Annotated in this window: 18 protein-coding genes; 5 read left to right on the top strand and 13 right to left on the bottom strand. The window is 65.1% G+C overall.

Annotated features, from left to right (window positions below):
• Nucleotides 1-9: 9 nt before the first annotated feature.
• Together IF809_RS08660 and IF809_RS08665 are read right to left on the bottom strand one after the other, a co-directional pair.
• Nucleotides 10-1,275 carry an NAD(P)/FAD-dependent oxidoreductase gene (locus IF809_RS08660; protein WP_462837372.1) on the bottom strand — a complete coding sequence of 422 codons (1,266 nt, stop codon included), beginning with the start codon at nt 1,273-1,275 and terminating at the stop codon, nt 10-12.
• A gap of 3 nt (nt 1,276-1,278) precedes the next feature.
• Nucleotides 1,279-2,940, bottom strand: a complete 1,662-nt coding sequence (locus IF809_RS08665; protein WP_462837373.1) for a thiamine pyrophosphate-binding protein — start codon at nt 2,938-2,940, stop codon at nt 1,279-1,281.
• 286 nt (nt 2,941-3,226) lie between these two features.
• Between IF809_RS08665 and IF809_RS08670 the strand changes: the two genes are divergently transcribed.
• Nucleotides 3,227-4,540, top strand: coding sequence for an MFS transporter (locus IF809_RS08670; protein ID WP_462837374.1), 1,314 nt, complete (start codon nt 3,227-3,229; stop codon nt 4,538-4,540).
• Between the two features lie 14 nt (nt 4,541-4,554).
• Here the strand turns inward: IF809_RS08670 and IF809_RS08675 are convergent, their stop codons facing one another.
• The 7 genes from IF809_RS08675 to IF809_RS08705 form a co-directional block, all read right to left on the bottom strand.
• Nucleotides 4,555-4,713 (bottom strand): hypothetical protein, encoded by a 159-nt coding sequence (locus tag IF809_RS08675; protein ID WP_453982250.1) that lies wholly within the window; start codon nt 4,711-4,713, stop codon nt 4,555-4,557.
• A gap of 402 nt (nt 4,714-5,115) precedes the next feature.
• Nucleotides 5,116-6,303: a mannonate dehydratase gene (gene uxuA, locus IF809_RS08680; RefSeq protein ID WP_462837375.1), complete on the bottom strand. Its 1,188-nt coding sequence runs from the start codon at nt 6,301-6,303 to the stop codon at nt 5,116-5,118.
• Between the two features lie 13 nt (nt 6,304-6,316).
• Nucleotides 6,317-7,366 (bottom strand): L-idonate 5-dehydrogenase, encoded by a 1,050-nt coding sequence (locus tag IF809_RS08685; RefSeq protein ID WP_462837376.1) that lies wholly within the window; start codon nt 7,364-7,366, stop codon nt 6,317-6,319.
• Nucleotides 7,363-8,769 (bottom strand): TRAP transporter large permease, encoded by a 1,407-nt coding sequence (locus IF809_RS08690; protein WP_462837377.1) that lies wholly within the window; start codon nt 8,767-8,769, stop codon nt 7,363-7,365. Before IF809_RS08690 ends, IF809_RS08685 begins: the two co-directional genes overlap by 4 nt.
• 4 nt (nt 8,770-8,773) lie before the next feature.
• Nucleotides 8,774-9,352, bottom strand: coding sequence for a TRAP transporter small permease (locus IF809_RS08695; RefSeq protein WP_128964500.1), 579 nt, complete (start codon nt 9,350-9,352; stop codon nt 8,774-8,776).
• Between the two features lie 132 nt (nt 9,353-9,484).
• Nucleotides 9,485-10,450: a sialic acid TRAP transporter substrate-binding protein SiaP gene (locus IF809_RS08700; protein ID WP_453983585.1), complete on the bottom strand. Its 966-nt coding sequence runs from the start codon at nt 10,448-10,450 to the stop codon at nt 9,485-9,487.
• An 84-nt stretch (nt 10,451-10,534) separates the two neighbouring features.
• Nucleotides 10,535-11,329, bottom strand: a complete 795-nt coding sequence (locus IF809_RS08705) for a FadR/GntR family transcriptional regulator (RefSeq protein ID WP_462837378.1) — start codon at nt 11,327-11,329, stop codon at nt 10,535-10,537.
• Between the two features lie 146 nt (nt 11,330-11,475).
• Here IF809_RS08705 and IF809_RS08710 point away from each other — a divergent pair, with 146 nt between their 5' ends.
• Nucleotides 11,476-12,945, top strand: coding sequence for a mannitol dehydrogenase family protein (locus IF809_RS08710; RefSeq protein ID WP_462837379.1), 1,470 nt, complete (start codon nt 11,476-11,478; stop codon nt 12,943-12,945).
• 89 nt (nt 12,946-13,034) lie between these two features.
• Nucleotides 13,035-13,442 (top strand): nuclear transport factor 2 family protein, encoded by a 408-nt coding sequence (locus IF809_RS08715; RefSeq protein ID WP_128964497.1) that lies wholly within the window; start codon nt 13,035-13,037, stop codon nt 13,440-13,442.
• A gap of 24 nt (nt 13,443-13,466) precedes the next feature.
• On the opposite strand, the gene IF809_RS08720 is transcribed toward IF809_RS08715, so the two are convergent.
• On the bottom strand, nt 13,467-14,219 hold the full coding sequence (locus IF809_RS08720) for an HAD family hydrolase (RefSeq protein ID WP_462837380.1): 753 nt from the start codon (nt 14,217-14,219) through the stop codon (nt 13,467-13,469).
• A gap of 146 nt (nt 14,220-14,365) precedes the next feature.
• Between IF809_RS08720 and IF809_RS08725 the strand changes: the two genes are divergently transcribed.
• The gene (locus tag IF809_RS08725) at nt 14,366-15,223 is read left to right on the top strand and encodes an SDR family oxidoreductase (RefSeq protein WP_462837381.1); all 858 of its coding nucleotides are present in this window, start codon (nt 14,366-14,368) and stop codon (nt 15,221-15,223) included.
• A 44-nt stretch (nt 15,224-15,267) separates the two neighbouring features.
• Here the strand turns inward: IF809_RS08725 and IF809_RS08730 are convergent, their stop codons facing one another.
• Together IF809_RS08730 and IF809_RS08735 are read right to left on the bottom strand one after the other, a co-directional pair.
• The gene (locus IF809_RS08730; protein ID WP_128964494.1) at nt 15,268-16,155 is read right to left on the bottom strand and encodes a dienelactone hydrolase family protein; all 888 of its coding nucleotides are present in this window, start codon (nt 16,153-16,155) and stop codon (nt 15,268-15,270) included.
• 127 nt (nt 16,156-16,282) lie between these two features.
• On the bottom strand, nt 16,283-17,509 hold the full coding sequence (locus tag IF809_RS08735) for an MFS transporter (protein WP_462837417.1): 1,227 nt from the start codon (nt 17,507-17,509) through the stop codon (nt 16,283-16,285).
• A 546-nt stretch (nt 17,510-18,055) separates the two neighbouring features.
• Here IF809_RS08735 and IF809_RS08740 point away from each other — a divergent pair.
• The gene (locus tag IF809_RS08740) at nt 18,056-18,634 is read left to right on the top strand and encodes a MarR family winged helix-turn-helix transcriptional regulator (RefSeq protein ID WP_128964492.1); all 579 of its coding nucleotides are present in this window, start codon (nt 18,056-18,058) and stop codon (nt 18,632-18,634) included.
• Between the two features lie 13 nt (nt 18,635-18,647).
• Here IF809_RS08740 and IF809_RS08745 read toward each other — a convergent pair whose 3' ends face one another.
• Nucleotides 18,648-19,589: a hypothetical protein gene (locus IF809_RS08745; RefSeq protein WP_462837382.1), complete on the bottom strand. Its 942-nt coding sequence runs from the start codon at nt 19,587-19,589 to the stop codon at nt 18,648-18,650.
• Nucleotides 19,590-19,873: the final 284 nt, after the last annotated feature.

The raw sequence follows: 19,873 nt of genomic DNA on the forward strand, positions 1-19,873 counted from the left end.
GGTGCGATCTCAGAGGAAGCGATTGGGCGAAAACGGCGCGAGCGGAATCTCCGGCGGCTTGCCGCTCAACAGCTGCGCGACGAGGCGGCCGGTGCGGGCCGAGCCGACCAGGCCGACATGGCCGTGACCGAAAGCATAGACGATGTCGCGCGAGGCGCGCGCATAGCCGATGCAGGGACGACCGTCCGGCATGCTCGGCCGATGCCCGAACCATGTCTTGACGCGCGAGGCCGGAATGTCCTTCGGCAATTTCGGGAACATGCCGAGCAGATGGTTGCGCAGGATCTCGGCGCGCTTCCAGTTCGGCGCGGCCTCGAGGCCCGCGATCTCCACCGTGCCGGCGGCGCGCAGGCCCTTGTCGGTCCAGTTCACCACCATCTTGGCGTCCGAGGCCATCATCGAGCTACGCGGACCTGTTTCAGGGTTCTCGATCATGACGTGATAGCCGCGCTCGGTCTCGAGCGGCAGCGGATCGCCGACCGAAGACGTGAGCTGCTTCGAATGCGCGCCGGCGGCGATCACCGCGGCGTCGCAAGCGATCTCGCCGGTCTCGGTGAGGACGGCGACGAGCTTGTCGCCGGAGAGCTTGAGGCCCGTCGCCCTGGCACGCACCAGCTCGGCGCCGTTCGCCAGCGCGTGCCGGGCGAGCGCTGTGACATAAGCGCCGGGATCGCGGCAGCGTCCGGCCTCCTCCACCACCACGCCGAAAGTGTAGCGCGGATGCAGCTCCGGCTCGCGCTGGCGCATTTCGTCGGCGGAAAGCTCCAGCCATTCGACGCCGACCTTCCTGCGCAGGCGCCAGCCGAGATCGTTGTCGAAATTGCCGCGCGAGGTGAACACGTGCATCACGCCGTTGCGCTCGATCAGCTCGGGCACGCCGGCCTCTTCCGCGAGCCTGCGATGCAACAGCGGCGCGTCCTTGAGCAGATCGCGCAGCGCGAACGCGGTCTTCTCGACCCGCGCCGCGGTCCAGCCCGAGCGCAGGTACTTGATCAGCCAGGGCAGCGCTTTCGGCAAATACGACCAGCGGATCGCGAGCGGGCCGAGCGGATCCATCAGATAGCCCGGCACCTTCTTCCAGACGCCCGGCTCCGCCGGCGGGATCACCGAATGCGACGACAGCCAGCCGGCATTGCCGTAGCTCGCCGCCTGCTCGCCGCCGGGCTCGCCTGCATCGATCAGCGTGACGCGATGCCCCTCGCGCAGCGCCTCGATGGCGCTGATCACGCCGACCGCGCCGGCTCCGATGATCGCGACGTGGCGGCCCGTAGGCATCGCTTACGCCTTCGCCGCCGGCGTAAAATCCTTGCCGACCGAGATCGCCCTGGGATCGATGATGCAGTGGAGGATCGACGGCTTGCCGGAGGCGAGCGCGCGCTCGAATGCGGGGGCGAATTCCTCGGTGCGCTCGACGCGCTCGCCATGGCCGCCGAACGCCTTAGCGTACATCGCAAAATCAGGATTCTTCAGCTGCGTGCCGACCACGCGGCCGGGATAGTCGCGCTCCTGATGCATGCGGATGGTGCCGTATTGCGAATTGTCGACGACGATGACGATCAGCGGCGCGTCGTATTGCACGGCGGTCGCGAACTCCTGGCCATTCATCAGGAAGCAGCCGTCGCCGGCGAAGGCGACGACGACACGGTCGGGATATTGCCGCTTCGCCAGCACGCCTGCCGGCACACCATAGCCCATCGAGCCCGAGGTCGGAGCGAGCTGCGACGCAAAGCTGTGGAAGCGGTGGTGGCGATGAATCCAGCCGGCATAATTGCCGGCGCCGTTGCAGACGATCGCATCCTTCGGCAGCCGATCGCGCAGCCAGGTCATGACCTGGCCGTACTGGAACGAGCCCGGCAGCTCGCGCGCCTTCTCGGTCCAGGCGAGGTAATCGGCATGCGCCTTGGCGGCCTCGCCTTTCCAGGCCACGGCGCCCGAAGGCTTCAGCGTCTCGACCGCGGCGGCGAACGCGGCCGGCGTCGCCTGGATCGCAAGCTCCGGCTGGTAGACGCGGCCGAGCTCTTCCGAGCCGGGATGCACGTGGATCAGCTTCTGCTTCGGCGAGGGAATGTCGAACAGCGTGTAGGACGAGGACGGCATCTCCGACATGCGGCCACCGATGAGCAGGATCACATCGGCGCCCTCGATCCGCGCCTTCAGGCCAGGGCTCGGCCCGATGCCGAGATCGCCGGCATAATGCGAATGATCGGCGTCGATCAGCGAGGCCCGGCGGAACGAGGTCGCGACCGGCAGGTCGAAGCGCTCGGCAAAACGCGCGATGCTCCTGGTGGCATCGTCGGTCCAGCGCGAGCCGCCGAGGATGACGAGCGGCGCCTTGGCGCTGGCCAGCATCGCACCGACGCGCTCGATATCGGCAGGCGCCGGCCAGCTCGCAGCCGGCTCGATGCGCATGGCGTCGGCCACAGCTGCGGTCTCGGTCAGCATGTTCTCCGGCAACGCGATCACCACGGGACCGGGGCGACCCTGCATGGCGACGCGGAAGGCGCGCGCGACCAGCTCGGGAATGCGATCGGGACGATCGATCTCGACCGCCCATTTCGCCATCGAGCCGAACACGGCCTTGTAGTCGAGCTCCTGGAACGCCTCGCGCTCGCGCATGCCGGTGTCGACCTGGCCGACGAACAGGATCATCGGCGTCGAATCCTGCATCGCGATGTGGACGCCATGGCTGGCATTGGTGGCGCCGGGGCCACGGGTGACGAAGCAGATTCCAGGCCGTCCCGTGAGCTTTCCATAAGCCTCTGCCATCATCGCGGCGCCGCCCTCGGCGCGGCAGATCACGACGTCGATCGGGCTGTCATGCAGCGCGTCCAGCGCCGCCAGATAGCTCTCGCCCGGCACGCAGGTGACACGCTCGACGCCTTGGGCAACGAGCTGATCGATCAGGATCTGGCCCCCGGTGCGGGTGTTTCGGATGGTCATGACAGCTCCCTGCAGGCTCCGGCGATGCGTTTGAAGGCCTCGCGCAAATTTGTTCCGAGGTGGCGTAAGACAAGCGGAAATAAGGTGCAAGCCGAAACACTGCACAGCAGCCCGGCATCGTTCTGCGTTTCGGATGCTCTGAGCAAACCGGGACGCTGATATGCGCACCGCCCGACGTCGAGCTTCCGGTGTTGACGCAGACACATGCGCGTTTAAGTAGGTGAGAGAAATAATGCAGGGGTGGCGACGTTCGCTGGGCTGGCTTCCCTTGCCCCATGCAGGCCCCATGACGCCCTCGCCCCCCGCGACTTCGCCAAGCACGACATCGAAACCGGCTTCAGCGCCTCCTCATCTCGCCATCGTCCTGTTCTCGCTCGCGATGGGCGGCTTTGCGATCGGAACCACCGAGTTCGCATCGATGAGCTTGCTGCCGTTCTTCGCGGCGGATCTTCATATCGACGAGCCGACCGCCGGGCACGCGATCAGCGCCTACGCGCTCGGCGTGGTGCTGGGCGCGCCGCTGATTGCCGTGCTCGGCGCAAAGTTCGCGCGGCGCACGCAGCTGCTGGCGCTGATGGCCGTGTTCGCACTCGGCAACGCCCTCACCGCGCTGGCACCCGGCTTCGGCTCGATGGTCGCGGCCCGCTTCCTCTCGGGCCTGCCTCACGGCGCCTATTTCGGCATCGCCGCGCTGGTTGCGGCCTCGCTCGTTCCGCAACATCGCCGCTCGCAGGCGGTCGGCCAGGTCATGCTGGGCCTGACCGTCGCCACCATCATCGGCGTGCCGCTGGCCAATCTGATCGGCCAAATGGTCGGCTGGCGCGCGAGCTTTGGCCTCGTGTCGCTGCTCGCCTTGCTCACCGTCCTGCTCTGTGCGCTGTTCGCCCCGCGCGACCAGGCCGGCCGGTCGGATCCGCTGCGCGAGCTCGGCGCACTCAGGAGCCGCCGCGTCTGGACGACGCTCGCGATCAGCGCCATCGGCTTCGGCGGCATGTTCGCCGTCTACACTTATCTGGCGACGACATTGATCGAGGTCACCAAGGTCAGCACCGAGGTCATCCCGTTTTTCCTCGCGATCTTCGGCATCGGCGCCACGCTCGGTAATCTCTTCGTGCCGCGCTTCGCCGACCGCGCGCTGATGCCGACGGCGGGCGGCATCCTGATCTTCGCCGCCGTGGCCCTCGCGGTCTTTCCGCTCGTCGCCGGCAATCCCTGGCTGCTCGCGATCGACATCTTCGCCATCGGCGCCAGTGTCGCGCTCGGGGCCATCCTACAAACCCGGCTGATGGACGTGGCTGGAGATGCACAGGCGCTCGCCGCCGCGCTCAACCATTCGGCCTTCAACACCGCCAATGCGCTCGGCCCCTTCCTCGGCGGCCTCGCCATCCGCCAGGGGCTGGGCTGGACCTCCACCGGCCCGGTCGGCGCCGGCCTGGCAGTTCTGGGCTTTCTGATCTGGATTTTCGCCTATCGCGACACCGGCCCCGCGCCGGTCGAGCACGCATCGAGCGGCGAAGCGTCACGCCAGGCAGGTCCCCTGAAGCAGGCCCCGCCGCTGGCGCCACGTGAGCGCAGCCGTTCCGAAGATCCCGTCGCCTGACCGACCGAACGGGCTCAGAACAGAGCGGCGTTGATGGCCTGTCCGTAGATCATCGCGGCGACGAGCGAGACCAGGAGGCCCGCGCCCGAGAAGATCACCAGGATCTTCAGAGTTTCGATATCGACGTTGGTTCCCGTCGCGCGGGATATTGCTCTTGCCAATGCAGCAATCATCGCCAGCTCCGAAGCCGGCCGCGCGGTGGCGGGGCCTGATCTCATCTAGCGCAGATCGGCGCATCCGCCTGTGAAACAGATTACAGGTGCGGCTGGCGGGCGGTCTTAGGCCAAGGCGAAAACGCCGGCCACATCTTCGGTCATGTCAGCAGCAACCCCGAGATGATGGCCAAGGTGCCCGCCTTCTTCGACCGCAGGCTGACAGGCAAGCGTTGGGCCCTCGCGCTAGACAGATGGCAGCAGCGCCATACACTCGCTGTCATGCCCCGGCTTGACCGGGGCATCCAGTACGCCGCGGCCGATCGAGGACTCGCAACTGTCCCGGAGTACTGGATCGCCCGATCAAGTCGGGCGATGACACGGAGAATGGAGCACCAGCAGCGGCGATGGGGAAACTGCCAATCACCGATGCCCGATCGCGCGGATCGCGCCGCGCAGCTCGGCGAGCCCGCGCAGGCGGCCGATGGCGGTGTAGCCGGGATTGGTTCGCTTGGTGGCGGCGAGATCGTCGAGCATTCGGTGGCCGTGATCCGGGCGAAACACGATCTGCTTGTCTGGGGCCCGCCGCGCGTTCTCCTTCAGCAGCGCCTTGAGCACCGCGACCATGTCAACGTCGCCATCGAGATGATCGGACTCGTAGAACGACAGACCGTCGGCCTCGCGCTTGGTGGCGCGCAGATGGGCAAAAGCGATGCGCGGGCCGAACCGTTCGGCCATCTCAGGCAGATTGTTCTCGGGCCGCACGCCGAGCGAGCCGGTGCACAGGCAGATGCCGTTCGCCTTCGACGGCACGGCATCGAACAGCGCCTGATAATCCTCTGCGGACGAGGCAATGCGCGGCAGGCCGAACAGCGGCCGCGGCGGATCGTCCGGATGCAGGGTCAGCGACACGCCGAGCTGCTCGGCGACCGGCGTCACGCGCGCGAGGAACTCGGCCAGATGCTGCCGCAGGATCTTCGGCGTGATGTCGCGATAGGTCTCCAGCCGGTCGCGGAATTGCGGGATCGTCATCGGCTCGGTGGTCGAGCCGGGCAGCGCGCTGGCGATGACCATGACAAGATAATCGATGTCGGCCTGGCTCATCTGCTCGAAAAGCGCCTTCGCGCGCGCCTGTGCTTGCGGCGAATACTCCTGCAGGGCCGCAGGCCGCTTCAGGATGTGCAGCTCGAACGCGGCAAAACGGTCCTGGTCGAAGCGCATGGCGCGGGCGCCGTTCGGCAGCTCCCATTCCAGATCCGTGCGGCACCAGTCCACCACGGGCATGAAGTTGTAGCAGATGATCTTGATGCCTGAGGCGGCCACCGCCTCCAGGCTCGCGATCCAGGCGTCGATGGACTTCGTGGCCTTGGCCCCGAGACGCTTGACGTCGTCGGGGATCGGAATCGATTCCACCACCGACCAGGTGAGCTGCGAGCGGCCCGGCTGGCCGTTCTCGATGAAATTCTTGCGCTCCTCCACCGCCTTGCGCGTCCAGACTTCGCCAATCGGCACCTGATGCAGCGCCGAGACGATATCGCTCGCCCCGGCCTGCCTGACATCGTCGAGCGAGACCGGATCATCCGGCCCGTACCAGCGCCATCCCTCGAGCATGGGTCTTCTCCGATCAGTTCGCGGTCAGCACGACCTTGACGCTCTGCGAGCGATCGAGGGCCAAGCGCAACGCATCGGGCGCGGTCGAGAGCGGCCGCTCCGCAGTGACCAGCGACAGCACGTCGACGCTGCCGTCCCCGATCAGTTCCACCGCTGTCATGAATTCGAGCCCGAAGCGGAACGAGCCGCGCAGGTCGATCTCCTTGGCCATCACCGCATTCGACGGCGTCGGGATCTGGCCACCAGGCAGATTGCCGATCTGCACCACCACGCCGCCGCGCCTGACGATGCCGATCGCGCTGGCAAGCCCCGCGGCCGTACCTGAGACTTCGAACGCGACGTCATAGGGACGCGACGCCGCCTGCGCCTTCAGGCCCTCTTCCCCTCCGGAGACGTTCTCGACATGGGACGCGCCGAGCTTGGTCGCAAAGGCCAGCGGCGCCGGTGCGATATCGGCCACCGTGATATCAGCCATGCCGGCGCGGTGCGCGGCCAGCATGGTCAGAAGCCCGATCGGGCCCGCGCCGAAGATGACGCCGCGCTTGCCCTTGATGTTGCCGGCGCGCGCGACCGCGTGCAGGCAGACCGCCAGAGGCTCGGCCAGCGCCGCAGCCTGGTAGGAGACATGATCCGGGATGTTCACGCACTGCGCGGGGACGGCGTCGAAGTAATTGGCAAAGCCGCCCTGCATGTGCGGCGTCTTCGACGCCGAGCCCATGAAGTAGATGTTCTCGCAGAGGTTCTGCCGGCCCTCGCGGCAGGCGCCACAATGGCCGCACCAGCGCGAGGGGTTGACGGCGACGCGGTCGCCGACCTTCAGATTCGCTGCCGAACCTGCGATCTCGACAACCTGCCCCGAGATCTCGTGGCCCAGCACCAACGGCGACTTCACCACGAAATCGCCGGTCCGGGCGTGACGGAAGTAATGCATGTCCGAGCCGCAGATGCCGCCGGCGCCGAAGCGCATGCGCACCATGCCATCAGCGAGCTTGCCGAGCGGATGCTCGACCATACGCAGGTCTTCGGGGCCAAACAGCGTTGCGGCGAGAGAGGTCGAGGTCATTTGGAGAGTCCTATGTATTTCGGCAGCCAGAGGGTCAGTTCAGGAATGTAGGTGATCGCGATCAGCGCGAGCAGCAGCGGCACCAGCCAGGGCAGGATCGCGACCGTGGTGCGCTCGACCGAGAGCTTGGCGACGCGGGCGAGCACGAACAGCACCATGCCGAGCGGCGGATGCAACAGGCCGATCATCAGGTTCAGCGTCATGATCAGGCCGAAATGAATCGGGTCGATGCCGAGCTTGAGCACGATCGGCAGCAGGATCGGCACCAGGATGGTGATCGCCGCCGTGGTGTCGATGAAGCAACCGACGAACAGGATCAGCACATTGGCCAGCGCCAGGAACGCCCATTTGTTGTGGGTGATGCTGAGCATCCAGTCCGAGAGCAGCTGGGCGGCCTGCGACACCGTCAGCAGCCAGGCGAAGATCGAGGCTGCGGTGACGATGAACAGCACCGAGGCCGTGGTCTCGATGGTGTCGAAGGTCGCCTTCGCCACCGTCTTCAGGGTCATGGTTCGGTAGCGCACGAGGCCGAGGAACAGCGACCAGATCACCGCGGCGACGGCGGCTTCGGTCGGCGTGAACCAGCCGAGCGTCATGCCGCCGATCAGGATGACGGGCGCCATCAGCGCCATCACCGCCGAGAAGTCGAAGTACCAGTCGATCGCGAGCAGCGCGCCGAGGCCGATGACGACCGCAAGATTGGTCGACAGGCCGGCCATCACCATCAGCCAGATCGCGAGCGGGAACGCGAGCACCACGACGATCTCGAGCCCGGCGGAGCCGAGCTGCGGCCAGGAGAACGGCGTGTCGCTGCCCCATTTATTGCGGTGCGCGAAATAGGTCACGGTCGCCATCATCAGCAGCGTCAGGACGACGCCCGGAATGACGCCGCCCAGGAACAGGGCGCCGATCGAGACGTTCGCCATCATGCCGTAGATCACGAACGGCAGCGACGGCGGAATGATGGGTCCGAGCGTCGCGGAGGCCGCGGTGACGCCGACCGAGAACTCGGTGGTATAGCCGTGGTCCTTCATCGCCTTGATCTCGATGGTGCCGAGACCGGCGGCATCGGCGATCGCGGTGCCGGACATGCCGGAGAAGATCACCGAGCCGATGATGTTGACGTGGCCGAGGCCGCCCCGCATCCAGCCCACCAGCGCGACCGCGAATTTGTAGATGCGCCCGGTGACGCCGGCGATGTTCATGAGATTGCCGGCCAGGATGAAGAACGGCACCGCGAGCAGCGGAAAGCTCTCGACGCCGGCGATCATGCGCTGCGCCAGCGTGACGTCGGGCGTCACGCCGCTGACGAGGATGTAGAGCAGCGACGAGGCGGCCATGGCAATCGCCACGGGAACGCCGAGCAGCATCAAAACGAGAAAACCGCCAAGCAACAGCAGCATGAGACTACCCTTCAAAACCGTCGTAGGCACCGGGACGTTCGAGGATCGAATAGCCCTGCCGCAGATGCTGCAGAGCGACCTGCAGCGAGCGCGCAAACATCAGCACGAAGCCGGCGAGCACCGCGTAATAGACGTAGTTCTTGGGAAAGTTGATCGTGGTCATGGATTCGTCGCCGATGATCTGGATGTAGACCCAGACCAGCTTGATGGCGTAGCCGAAGAAGACGATGCGGATCAGGTCGATCAATGTAGACAGCGTCCGCGCGACGGCACCAGGCAGATAGCGGTAGATCAGGTCGACCTGGATGTGCCGCGACAGCCGCACGCACATCGAGGCGCCGATGAACACCACGCCGATCAGGCAGTAGGTCGCGATCTCCTCGGTCCAGGCATAGCTGTCGTTGAGCACGTAGCGGGTGAAGAACTGCAGGAAGACGGCGAGCGCCATCACCCAGAAGATCGCCAGCGCCACCCAGTCCTCGAAAGCGTAGACGCCGAGATCGATCTTCGGCGTCCCCTCCTCCTCGAAGGTATGGGCGATCTCGTCGCCGGTGATCTGCCGGTGTATTTCGGCGGTGGACATGGGTTACTCTCCAAACATCTCAATCGTCATTCCGGGGCGGCTCGAAGAGCCGAACCCGGAATCTCGAGGTTCTCAGGTGCGCAATTGCGCACCATAGTTCTCGCTTCGCGGGCCCCGGAACGACGGCGCGCCTTACTTCACCGCCTGGATCCGTTCCCAATCCGCCTTGCGATAGCCGAAGGTCTCGAACGGAACGTTCTTCAGCACGGTGTCGCGGAACTCGTTCTTGTCGACCTCGGTCACGGTCAAGCCCTTCTCCTTGAAGAAGGCGACGAGCTTGGCCTCCTTCTCCTTGATCTCCTCGGTCGCCTTGGCGGCGGCCTCCTGCGCGACGTCGGTGAAGATCTTCTTGTCCTCGTCGCTAAGCTTCTTCCAGAGCGCGCCCGCGATCACCGTATTGAGGTGGTCGACGATATGGCCCGTGAGCACGATGTGCTTCTGCACCTCGTAGAACTTCTTCGCCTCGATCGTGGTCAGCGGATTTTCCTGAGCCTCGACCGTGCCGTTCTGGAGCGCGAGATAGACTTCGGCGAATGCGATCGGTGCGGTGTTGGCGCCGCAGGCGCGCGGCATCGCAAGGTAGGCCGGCACGTCGGGCACGCGCATCTTCAAGCCCTTCATGTCGGCGCAGGTCTTGATCGGCTTGTTCGACGAGGTCTGGCGCACGCCGTAATAGGTCACTGCGACGATGTGATGGCCGCTCTTGTCCTCATAGCCCTTGGCGAGCTCCTTGAAGATGTCGCTCTTGGTGTAGGCGAGCAGGTGATCGGCATCGCGGAAGGTGTAGGGATAATAGGTCACGCCGATCGGCGGAAAGCTCTTGGCCGCGAAGCTCGAGCCGGAGATGATGATGTCGACCGAGCCGAGCGAAAGGCCCTGGTTGATGTCGGCTTCCTTGCCGAGCTGCGAGGCCGGATAGACGTCGATCTGGTAGCGCCCGTTGGTGCGCTTGCCGATCTCCTGCGCGGCCCAGACCGACGCGGTGTGGAACGGCTCCGAGGTCTCGTAAACATGGGCCCATTTCAGCTTGGTTTGCGCCAGGCTGGCTTCGGTGGTCGCAAATGTGGCGGCGACCGACATCGCCAGCACCGTCGTCATTGTCTTCAACACTGATCTTCCTCCACTAACTTAAGTCTGCTTCTTGTTCGCCCGCCCTCAAATAAAGAGGCGGACCGCCCAATCTCATCGTCGTCGTTCGCTGCCGCTCTTGGCCTGTTTGTTCGACGGCCGCTTTGGTTTGCCGGGCTGAGCCCCGGATCGCGCTGCCGGCGCCCCCGCTGATGTCTCGGCGCCGAAGTTCTGCGCGAAGCGCTCCTGCGAGTGCGCGAGGTGGTCGCGCATGGCGTCGTGAGCCGCCAGCGGCCGGCGCGCCGCAATCGCGTCGCGCACGGCCCGGTGCTCGCTAAGCGCGGTGCGCCACGTGGAGGGGTTCTCGAAATAATGCGCCAGCTGCGCGAAATAGGGATTGAGGCGCTGATCGAACAGCTCGCCGACCACCCGCACCAGCACGGCATTGCCGAGGCACCCGGCGATGGCGATGTGGAAGGCGCGGTCATGGATCATCGAGGCTTCGCCGGGATGCTCGACATTCTCCATCGCGACGAGCGCCGCGTCGATGCGCGCGACATCGTCCTTGGTCGCCACCCGTGCGGCCTGCTCGGCAATGGCGCTTTCCAGGAATTCGCGGGCGCGCAGCAGCTCGAACGGCCCCTCGATGACGGCTGTTGGAGCCGGCGTGGCCTCGGCGGGTTCGGTCACATAGATGCCGGAGCCGACGCGAATGCGGACGCGCCCTTCCACCTCGAGCGCGATCAGCGCCTCGCGCACCGTCGGCCGCGATACCTTGAGCTGATCGGCGAGTTCACGCTCGGTCGGCAAGCGGCTGCCGACCGCGTATTCGCCGCTGTCGATCAGGCTTCGCAATTGATCGGCGACCTGGCGATAGAGCCGTCTCGCCTCCACAGCTTCCAGCGGCACGCTGGTCCTCCCGAAAGGGTCTCGCCGGGAAGGCTTCCAGCCCGGCGGCCCGCCAATTTTGGATAATTGGCCTTACCAATTGACCGAAGCATTGACCTGATATGGCCGCCATGTCAAGCAGCCGCCAAAGCAAAGGGGAGACGTCGATGCGCCTTGGTCGCGCCAATCTCGATCGGCTGCCAGCTGGCATTCGCCGCCCGGCCTATGACCGCTCGCGCATCACGCCTGGGATCGTGCATCTCGGCTTGGGCGCGTTTCATCGCGCCCATCAAGCCGTCATCATCGACGATTGTCTTGCCGCGGGCAGCTCGTCCTGGGGCATCATCGGGGCGAGCCTGCGCAGCCCTGACACGCGCGATTCTCTCGCCCCGCAGGATCATCTCTATACGGTCGCCGTACGCGCTGCCGAAGGCACCGAGCACCGCATCATCGGCGCGCTGCTGGACAGCGTCGTCGCGCGCGAGAAGCCGGCAGCACTCGTCGAGCGGATGGCCGATCCCGCCATTCGCATCGTCTCGCTCACGGTCACCGAGAAAGGCTATTGCCACACGCCGCAGACCGGTGATCTCGACGAGCGCCATCCTGACGTCGTGCACGACCTGAACAATGTCGATGCGCCGCGCTCGGCGCCCGGCTTCATCGTGGCCGCGCTGGCGCGGCGGCGGGCGCTGGGCATTCCGCCCTTCACCGTGCTGTGCTGCGACAACCTCGCCGCCAACGGCCACACCGTGCAGCGGATCGTGACCCAATTCGCTGCGCTCCGCTCGAGAGATCTCGGCAAGTGGATCGCCGATACGGTCGCATTCCCCTGCACCATGGTCGATCGCATCGTGCCGGAGACGACCAATGCGGATCGTGACGCGGTCGCCGCGGCACTCGGGATGCGCGACGCCTGGCCTGTCATGACGGAACCGTTCACACAATGGGTCGTCGAGGACCGGTTCTGCGCGGGCCGTCCCGATCTCGCCGCTGCAGGCGTCGAGCTCGTCACCGACGTCAAGCCGTTCGAACTGATGAAGCTGCGGCTGCTCAATGCCAGCCATTCGGCGCTGGCCTATCTCGGCTATCTCGCCGGCTACGAGACCATCGCCGATACCATGCAGGATCCGCGTTTCGCGCGGCTCGCCGCGCGGGTGATGGAAGATGCCGCGGTGACGCTGACGATGCCATCTGGCACCGACCTCGCCGCCTATCGCGCCTCGCTGCTCGAGCGCTTTGCCAATCCGGCACTGCATCACCGCACTTGGCAGATCGCGATGGACGGCTCGCAAAAGCTGCCACAGCGCCTGCTCGGCGCGATGCAGGATCGCCTCGCCAGGAACCTGCCGATCGCAACCCATGCGCTCGCGGTGGCCGGCTGGATGCGCTACGTCAGCGCGATCGACGAGCAGGGCCGCGCCATCGACGTGCGCGATCCCCTCGCCGCCGAGCTTGCAAGTCTGGCGCGCGAGGCCGGCCCGGTTGCCGAGCGGCTCGCACCCGCGTTGCTCGGCGTCGCCAGAGTGTTCGGGCCGCTCGGCGCCGAGCCGCGCCTGCGCGAGGCCGTCACTGCGGCGCTCGGCCGTCTCTATAAGGAAGGCGCGCGGCGCGCAGTGGAGACGCTGGTTTCGGCGTGACCACGAACAGGGCAGCGATGCTGCACTGCGTTCAAAGTGCGCCTGAAGTCGCGCTTGATTTTTGCCTGCCATTGGCCCACCCGAGAAGGATGGCAAAGGACAGCAAGGTCATCGCCGCCAACGCGGCTTTTTACGCCGCCTTTTCGACCGGCGATTTTGACGAGATGAAGCGGATGTGGGCGGATGACGACGGCATTTCCTGCATTCATCCCGGCTGGCCTGCGATTGTCGGCCACGCCACGGTGATCGGAAGCTGGCGCGACATCCTGCAGAACCCGGAGCGGCCGCAGATCGTCTGCGCCGAGCCGCAGGCCATCGTCGATGGCGACAGCGCCCGCGTGCTCTGCATCGAGATCGTCGACGGCACCGCGCTCGCCGCCGCCAACCATTTTCGCCGCGTCGGAGATGACTGGAGGCTGGTGCACCACCAGTCGAGCCCGATCGCGCAGATTGTCGAGCAGGCCGAGGACGATAGAGCGAGCCACCGGGTGCACTGACGATCGCCCTCACGCCGGCGTGATCTACTGTGCATGGGGTTGTTTTGCGTTTTGTTGTTTGGTGGCGAGTTCCGACAACTCGTCCAGCACGAACCGGGCGTCGCGAAAGTCGTCTTCCCGGAAGTACATGCTGCGGGTGATGAGCACGGGAATGCCGGCCCGCGTCGCCGCCACCAGCCCGTTGGCGGAATCCTCGATCGCGACGCAATCCGATGGCTCCAGCTTCAGCCGCGTCAGGATCTCCAGATAGACATCCGGCGCAGGCTTCTTGTGCCTGACGTCGTCGCCGGCAACGATCGCCTCGAAGTCATTCGCCCACCGCCGCCCCAGCGCGCGCGACAGCAGCGCCTCGATATTGCCGTGCGAGGTGGTGGTCGCGATCGCAAGCCGCTGGCCGCGCGCCTTTGCGCTCGCGAGCAGCTCCGCCACGCCAGGCCGCAGCCGGCAGCAGCCGGTGTCGACCAGCTCGGCATAATGTACGGTCTTGGTGCGGTGAAGCTCGGCGATGTCGGCGTCCGATAGCGGCGGCGCGATCGACAGCATGGTGTGGTAGGCGCGGATGCGCTCCTTGCCGCCGGTCACCCGCAGCAAATCCCGGTAGACGGCTTGGTCCCAATGCCAGTCGAGACCGTGACCGGCGAAGGCGAGGTTGAAGGCCCGCCGATGCAGCTCTTCGGTCTCGGCCAGAGTGCCGTCGACATCGAAGACCAGGGCGGCGGCCTTTCGGATCAGCTCTGCCGCGCCCGAAGGCGTGATGGTGGCCGCTTCCGCCTGCATGATCGACGCCTCCCTGGATGGCGCGACCATCGCCTGCACGGGCGGACGAGTAAAATCGCAATATCTTTGGCCGAACCCAAAAATCTCTTATGAGCAAGCACGCGCTGACAGCGCGAACGGGAACTCGGATCTAGCACGGCAAACGCATGCGGCTCTTCATCCTCGGTCTTGGCTATACCGCCCGGCATTTCGTCCGCAGGTTCGGCGGCAGCTTCTCGCATGTCGCCGGCACGGTGCGCGATCCGGCCAAGCGGGACGACCTGGCCGGCCTGGAACTGCATGGCTTCTCCGGCAATCGCCCGGCTGAGTCGACGGTCAACCGGATCCGTGATGCCGACGTCCTCCTGGTATCGAGCCCGCCGGGCAACACCGGCGATCCCGCGCTGGCGGCGCTCGGCGACGTCGTGGCGAAGGGTCACCGCAAGGTGGTCTATCTCTCCACCATCGGCGTCTATGGCGATCACGCCGGCCGTTGGGTCGACGAAAGCACGCCGCCACAGTCTTCGCTCGACCGCGCACGGATGCGGGTCGCGGCGGAGCAGGCCTGGACTGAAACCGCCCAAGGCAATATCGCCATCCTGCGGCTTGCCGGTATCTACGGTCCCGGCCGCAACGCGCTGACGAGCCTGCGCAGCGGCACCGCCCGGCGCATCATCAAGCCCGGTCAGGTCTTCAACCGCATCCATGTCGACGACATCGCGGGCGCGATCATGGCCGCCATCAACCACCCTAGCGGCGGCATTTGGAACATCTGCGACGACGAGCCGGCTCCGCCGCAGGACGTGATCGCCTATGCCGCGCAGCTCATGGGCATTGCACCGCCGCCCGAAGAGGCGTTCGAGACCGCCGAGATGTCGGCGATGGCGCGCAGCTTCTATGCCAGCAGCGCCCGCGTCTCCAACGCGAGACTGAAGCGCGAGCTTGGCGTCACGCTGGCCTATCCGACCTACCGGCACGGCCTCGATGCGCTGTGGCGTGATGGGGAGGCGAAGCTTGCGCCGTGAGACAAGAAGGGGGGCCTCTCGCGCTGCCCTTCTTGAGCTCGACGTCAGCTCAACACGCCGTACTTTTTAAACCAGGCCTGCGCCTGCTTCCAGGCATCTTCCGCCGCATCCTTGCGGTAGCTGCTGCGATAATCGGCGTGGAAGCCGTGCGGCGCATCCGGATAGATCTTGAATTCGGCCGTCTTCTTGTTCTGTTCGAGCGCCGCCTTGAGCTGCTCGACCTGGGCAACGGGAATGCCGGTATCCGCGCCGCCATAGAGGCCGAGCACCGGAGCCTTCATCTCGGGCGCGAGCTGGAGCGGGCTCTTGGGCCAGAGCGGATTGGGTGCATCCACTGGCGGACCGTAGAAGGCGACGCCGGCCTTGAGCGCACCGCTATGCGCGGCATATTCCCAGACGGTGCGTCCACCGCGGCAGAAGCCGATAATGCCGAGCTTCGTGGTGTCGCCGCCCTGCGATCCCGCCCACGCCACCGTCGCGTCGAGATCGGACAGCAGCTCGGCATCCGGCTTGGCGTTGACGATCGGCAGCAGATCCTTGATGTCGGTGATCTTGGTGAGATCAGTGCCCTTGCGGAAATAATAATCGGGCGCGACCGCAAAGGCGCCGAGCTTGGCGAGGCGCCGCGTCACGTCCTTGATGTATTCATGCAGGCCGAAGATCTCCATTGCGACGATGATCACCGGCGCCTTGGTGTCGCCCGCGGGCCGCGCAAAATAGGCCGGCATCTCCTCGGAGCCGACCTTGACCCTAGCGTCGCCGGCCTGAAGGCCATTGGTATCCGTGGTGATGACCTCAGCGCGGACGGGACCTGCCGCAAGCGTGTAGCCGGCGGCGACGGCCGCGGTGGCGCTCATGAATCCGCGACGCGAGACCGGGGCGACTTTCGTCAGCCCGACGACATCGGCCGTCATGGTGGTTTCAATACTCATGGGTTGATCCTTGCTGATGCCTTGCCCTGATGTCTTGCCCTCGTTTCTTGCCCTGATCCTGCAGGCGACGCATTCGCCAATAATTGCCGGCGAAACGCAAATCACCAGCCTGCGAGCGCGGGACCTTTCAGACCCGACGATCGCGCTGCTTCACCGGTGCAGTTTCCGGCATCAGACTCATCGCAACCAGTCCGACGATCGCCGCAAGCAGCAGGTACCAAGCCGGCGCCAGCGGATCGCCGGTGACATGGAGCAGCCAGGTCACCACGAGCTGTGCGGTGCCACCGAAGCTCGCGATCGCGACCGCGTAGACGGTGGCGAACACGCCGCCGCGGATACTTTGTGGCAGCGCCTCGGTGAAAGTGGCGTAGAACGCGGTGAACGGCAGCGAGCCGATGATGGACAGCAAGCCGAAGCCAACCAGCAGCGACAGCATGCCCGGCGCATGGACGATCCAGAGGAAGACAGGATAGGTCAGCAGCAGGGTCGCAAGCTGCGGCCAGATCATCACAGGCTTGCGGCCGAGACGATCGGCGAGCCAACCGCCAACCAGCGCGCCGACGAACTGAATGCCGTTACTGACGAGCGATACGGCAAACGCCAGAGTCGACGAGACATGCAGCGTATTCTGCGCATAGGTCGTCATGTATTGCGTGACATAGGTCGAGATCGTGCCGCTGGCCAGCACCATCAACGCTAGCACGATCAGGCCGGTGTGGGAGCGAGCCTGCGACAGATGACCCGTGCTTTCCTTTGCCGCGACACCGACGTCAGCCGGTGAGATCGTCTCGGGAAGGGTCCGGCGCATCCAGACTCCGAACGGCAGGCAGACCGCCCCGATCAGAAACGCCACGCGCCAACCATAGAGATCCAACATCTCCGGCGACATCGTCCTGCTCAGGATGACGCCGACGAGCGCTCCGGCCGTTGCTGCGATCTCCTGACTCGCCGGCTGCCAGGCCACCACCAGCGCCCGATGCTCCGGCGGCGCGATCTCAATCAGATAAGCGGTGGTCGGCCCCACCTCGCCGCCGAGCGCAAAGCCTTGCACCATGCGGGCCGCAATGACGATGATCGGCGCCGCAAGCCCGATCGAATTATAGGACGGCGTGAACGTGATGGTCAGGATCGCCGCCCCCATCAGCGCGAAACTCAACAGCATCGCGGGCCGCCGGCCGATCCGGTCGGAATAGATGCCGAGCACGATACCGCCGATCGGACGCGTCACGAAGCCGGCACCGAATGTCGCCAACGACAGCATCAGGCTGCCGTACTCGCTTCCGGTCGGAAAGAAGGCATGCCCGATCTGGATCGCGAAGAAGCTGTAGGTGATGAAATCGTAGAACTCGAGCATATTGCCAACGGTGGCGGCCAGTGCCGCGCGTTTGACGCTGAACGGCGCGGCTTGCTCTTTTGCTGACGACACGCCTGACCTCTCCGATCTGATGATGTGCCCGATTTAACCGCGTCCCCGCGTTGCGCCGCAACATCCATTAACCGAAAGAAAGGGTTCTCCCGTGACCTGCCGCACCAACGCGTGCCGCAGATTGTGTGCGGCTTCGCGCGATTGGGAATGCATTGCCGCAACAAATGAGCCCGATCGGGCCATATCGCCACATCATGTTGCTTAGGCGCAGCACAGCACCCAATGATCGACGCAGGACCGCGCCATTTGACTGAAATTTTCAGATCAGTCGAGCTGTCATATTTACTCGAACTTTCTTCGTGGCGCTCTAGTTCCACTCGCGAATGCTCCATCTCCAGAACGGAGAAGCGTCTTTCAAAGCGCGGCAATTGTTCTCGCTTCGGGCGAAGCAACGCTCGACAGCTTCATTGCGTCCCGCAGCGATCGCGCACCAAAGGCTCAATTGAATAAAGCTTTATCCGATCTGGCACCCATATGATTTTGGCCCGCGAAGCGATTGAATTACTGGGACAAGTGGCACGAATCCTGTGGTTCGAAGGCACCAAGCACGGCATGCGCGATCGCGAGTGGATGGCACTGCGGTTCCTCTCCCGTGCCAACCGCTTCTCCAGGACGCCATCGGCGCTGGCGAGCTATGTCGGCACCACACGTGGCACCGCCTCGTTCATCATCGGCGAGCTCGAGAGGCTCGGCTATCTGGAACGCAAGCGCTCCGCCAAGGACAAGCGCTCTGTGATGCTGAGTGTGACGTTGCAGGGAAAGAAGTTTCTGGCGCGCGATCCTGTCAATGGCCTGATCGAGGCTATCGCCGTCCTCGAGGAGGACAGCAAGATCCGCTTTCGCGACACCTTGCGACAGGTGCTCGATCAGGCGGATGCCGCCGAACAGCGGCACCACACCGACGTCTGCAAGCGCTGCATCTTCCTCCGCGAGGATCGCATCAGCTCCGAGAACAAGACGACGGTCGAGTTCACCTGCCGGTTGTTTCGCGCGCCGATCGCGGAGAGCGAGGTGGATTTGCTATGCACCAGCTACGAACATCACCGCCAATAGAATTATCGGCCTCTCACTTCCGCGCGGAATAGACGACGCCGCCGCTGGTTTCCACCACCAGACGGCCGTTCTCGTTCCTGATCTCCTCGATACGGCCGAGGTTCGGAACCTGTTGGCCGAGCACGGCCTCGACGACACCGTTCGGCCCCTGAAGGATCGCGATGCCTTCATAGGCCTGGCGGACTGACCACCCCTTGACCACTCTTCGTGGTGCCGAGCTTCGTTCGACCGGGGACACTGATCCCGTGGTCTCCGGCGCGGTGACCGAGGCCATCATAGGCATCGCCGGTGCCGGCGACAGCGGCTGCGCGGCGACGGGAGTCGGCGGCTGGACCTGGGCCTGAGCCAGCCTGTCGAGCTTCGCCGTCGAGGACGAGCTCACCCGCTCGATGCGATCAAGGTTCTCGGCAAACCGGCCGAACCGATCGCTGGTCGCCTTGCTTGACTGATCAACCGCCGTGCGCAGGCCATCGAGATTCTCGGAGACACCCGATAATTGCTTGCGCAGCTGGGCGACCGTGTCGCGCAAATTCCTGATCTCCGCGTTGGCCGCGACATTGGGCTGGCTCGGCTGCATCGTGAGATAGGCGATGACACCGGTGCAGGCGCTGACGACGAGGATGGCGGCAACTGCCAACGTCGCGAGCGGCGCGACCCAGGTCGGACGCGGCGGCGGCGGTTTGGCGACGATCACGGCCGGCTTGATCACCGTCGGCACGGGCTTTGGTATCGCCATCTTGTCCAGGCGCGCCTTGGCGCGAATACGCTTCAATCCCTCGAGCGCTTCTTTGGCTGCGACCTCATCGCTCGACGCCGCTGCAGGCTTCGCGACGGTCGCGGGCCTGGCGCCGCGCGCATTCGTATTGAGCTTCGCATCGCGCGCGTCCGGAGCGGGCTTCGCCGTCGCGGACAGATCCGCAGCTTCGACGGGACGCGTTTTTCCATCGGACAACATTTGAAAATGCTCCGTTCATTTCGATCTTCGAGCGAAGCTAGTTGGTGAAGCTTGCCTGAAACGTGCGCATCGAAAAACTGTTGGTCGCGGATGATCGTTGGCGTGTCCGACGCAACTGCATAAGGCAAAAGTGCGACTCGAAAGCCACACCCTCGCCAAGATTTCGCCAAGCTGAAGCCGCGTCGCTACAAATCAGTCGAGTTGTCGCACGCGGCTGCGCGGCAAGGAGAGTCAATCCGGGGTTGAAAACCCTTCACTGCGGCGATCCGGCAGTACCACCCAAA

The sequence above is a fragment of the Bradyrhizobium sp. UFLA06-24 genome (assembly GCF_054967145.1).

What these genes read in the sequence shown, in the direction of transcription:
- IF809_RS08660 (WP_462837372.1), bottom strand. Translation starts at nt 1,275, where the DNA reads ATGCCTACGGGCCGCCACGTCGCGATCATCGGAGCCGGCGCGGTCGGC.
- IF809_RS08665 (WP_462837373.1), bottom strand. Translation starts at nt 2,940, where the DNA reads ATGACCATCCGAAACACCCGCACCGGGGGCCAGATCCTGATCGATCAG.
- IF809_RS08670 (WP_462837374.1), top strand. Translation starts at nt 3,227, where the DNA reads ATGACGCCCTCGCCCCCCGCGACTTCGCCAAGCACGACATCGAAACCG.
- IF809_RS08675 (WP_453982250.1), bottom strand. Translation starts at nt 4,713, where the DNA reads ATGATTGCTGCATTGGCAAGAGCAATATCCCGCGCGACGGGAACCAAC.
- uxuA (WP_462837375.1), bottom strand. Translation starts at nt 6,303, where the DNA reads ATGCTCGAGGGATGGCGCTGGTACGGGCCGGATGATCCGGTCTCGCTC.
- IF809_RS08685 (WP_462837376.1), bottom strand. Translation starts at nt 7,366, where the DNA reads ATGACCTCGACCTCTCTCGCCGCAACGCTGTTTGGCCCCGAAGACCTG.
- IF809_RS08690 (WP_462837377.1), bottom strand. Translation starts at nt 8,769, where the DNA reads ATGCTGCTGTTGCTTGGCGGTTTTCTCGTTTTGATGCTGCTCGGCGTT.
- IF809_RS08695 (WP_128964500.1), bottom strand. Translation starts at nt 9,352, where the DNA reads ATGTCCACCGCCGAAATACACCGGCAGATCACCGGCGACGAGATCGCC.
- IF809_RS08700 (WP_453983585.1), bottom strand. Translation starts at nt 10,450, where the DNA reads ATGACGACGGTGCTGGCGATGTCGGTCGCCGCCACATTTGCGACCACC.
- IF809_RS08710 (WP_462837379.1), top strand. Translation starts at nt 11,476, where the DNA reads ATGCGCCTTGGTCGCGCCAATCTCGATCGGCTGCCAGCTGGCATTCGC.
- IF809_RS08715 (WP_128964497.1), top strand. Translation starts at nt 13,035, where the DNA reads ATGGCAAAGGACAGCAAGGTCATCGCCGCCAACGCGGCTTTTTACGCC.
- IF809_RS08720 (WP_462837380.1), bottom strand. Translation starts at nt 14,219, where the DNA reads ATGCAGGCGGAAGCGGCCACCATCACGCCTTCGGGCGCGGCAGAGCTG.
- IF809_RS08725 (WP_462837381.1), top strand. Translation starts at nt 14,366, where the DNA reads ATGCGGCTCTTCATCCTCGGTCTTGGCTATACCGCCCGGCATTTCGTC.
- IF809_RS08730 (WP_128964494.1), bottom strand. Translation starts at nt 16,155, where the DNA reads ATGAGTATTGAAACCACCATGACGGCCGATGTCGTCGGGCTGACGAAA.
- IF809_RS08735 (WP_462837417.1), bottom strand. Translation starts at nt 17,509, where the DNA reads ATGCTCGAGTTCTACGATTTCATCACCTACAGCTTCTTCGCGATCCAG.
- IF809_RS08740 (WP_128964492.1), top strand. Translation starts at nt 18,056, where the DNA reads ATGATTTTGGCCCGCGAAGCGATTGAATTACTGGGACAAGTGGCACGA.
- IF809_RS08745 (WP_462837382.1), bottom strand. Translation starts at nt 19,589, where the DNA reads ATGTTGTCCGATGGAAAAACGCGTCCCGTCGAAGCTGCGGATCTGTCC.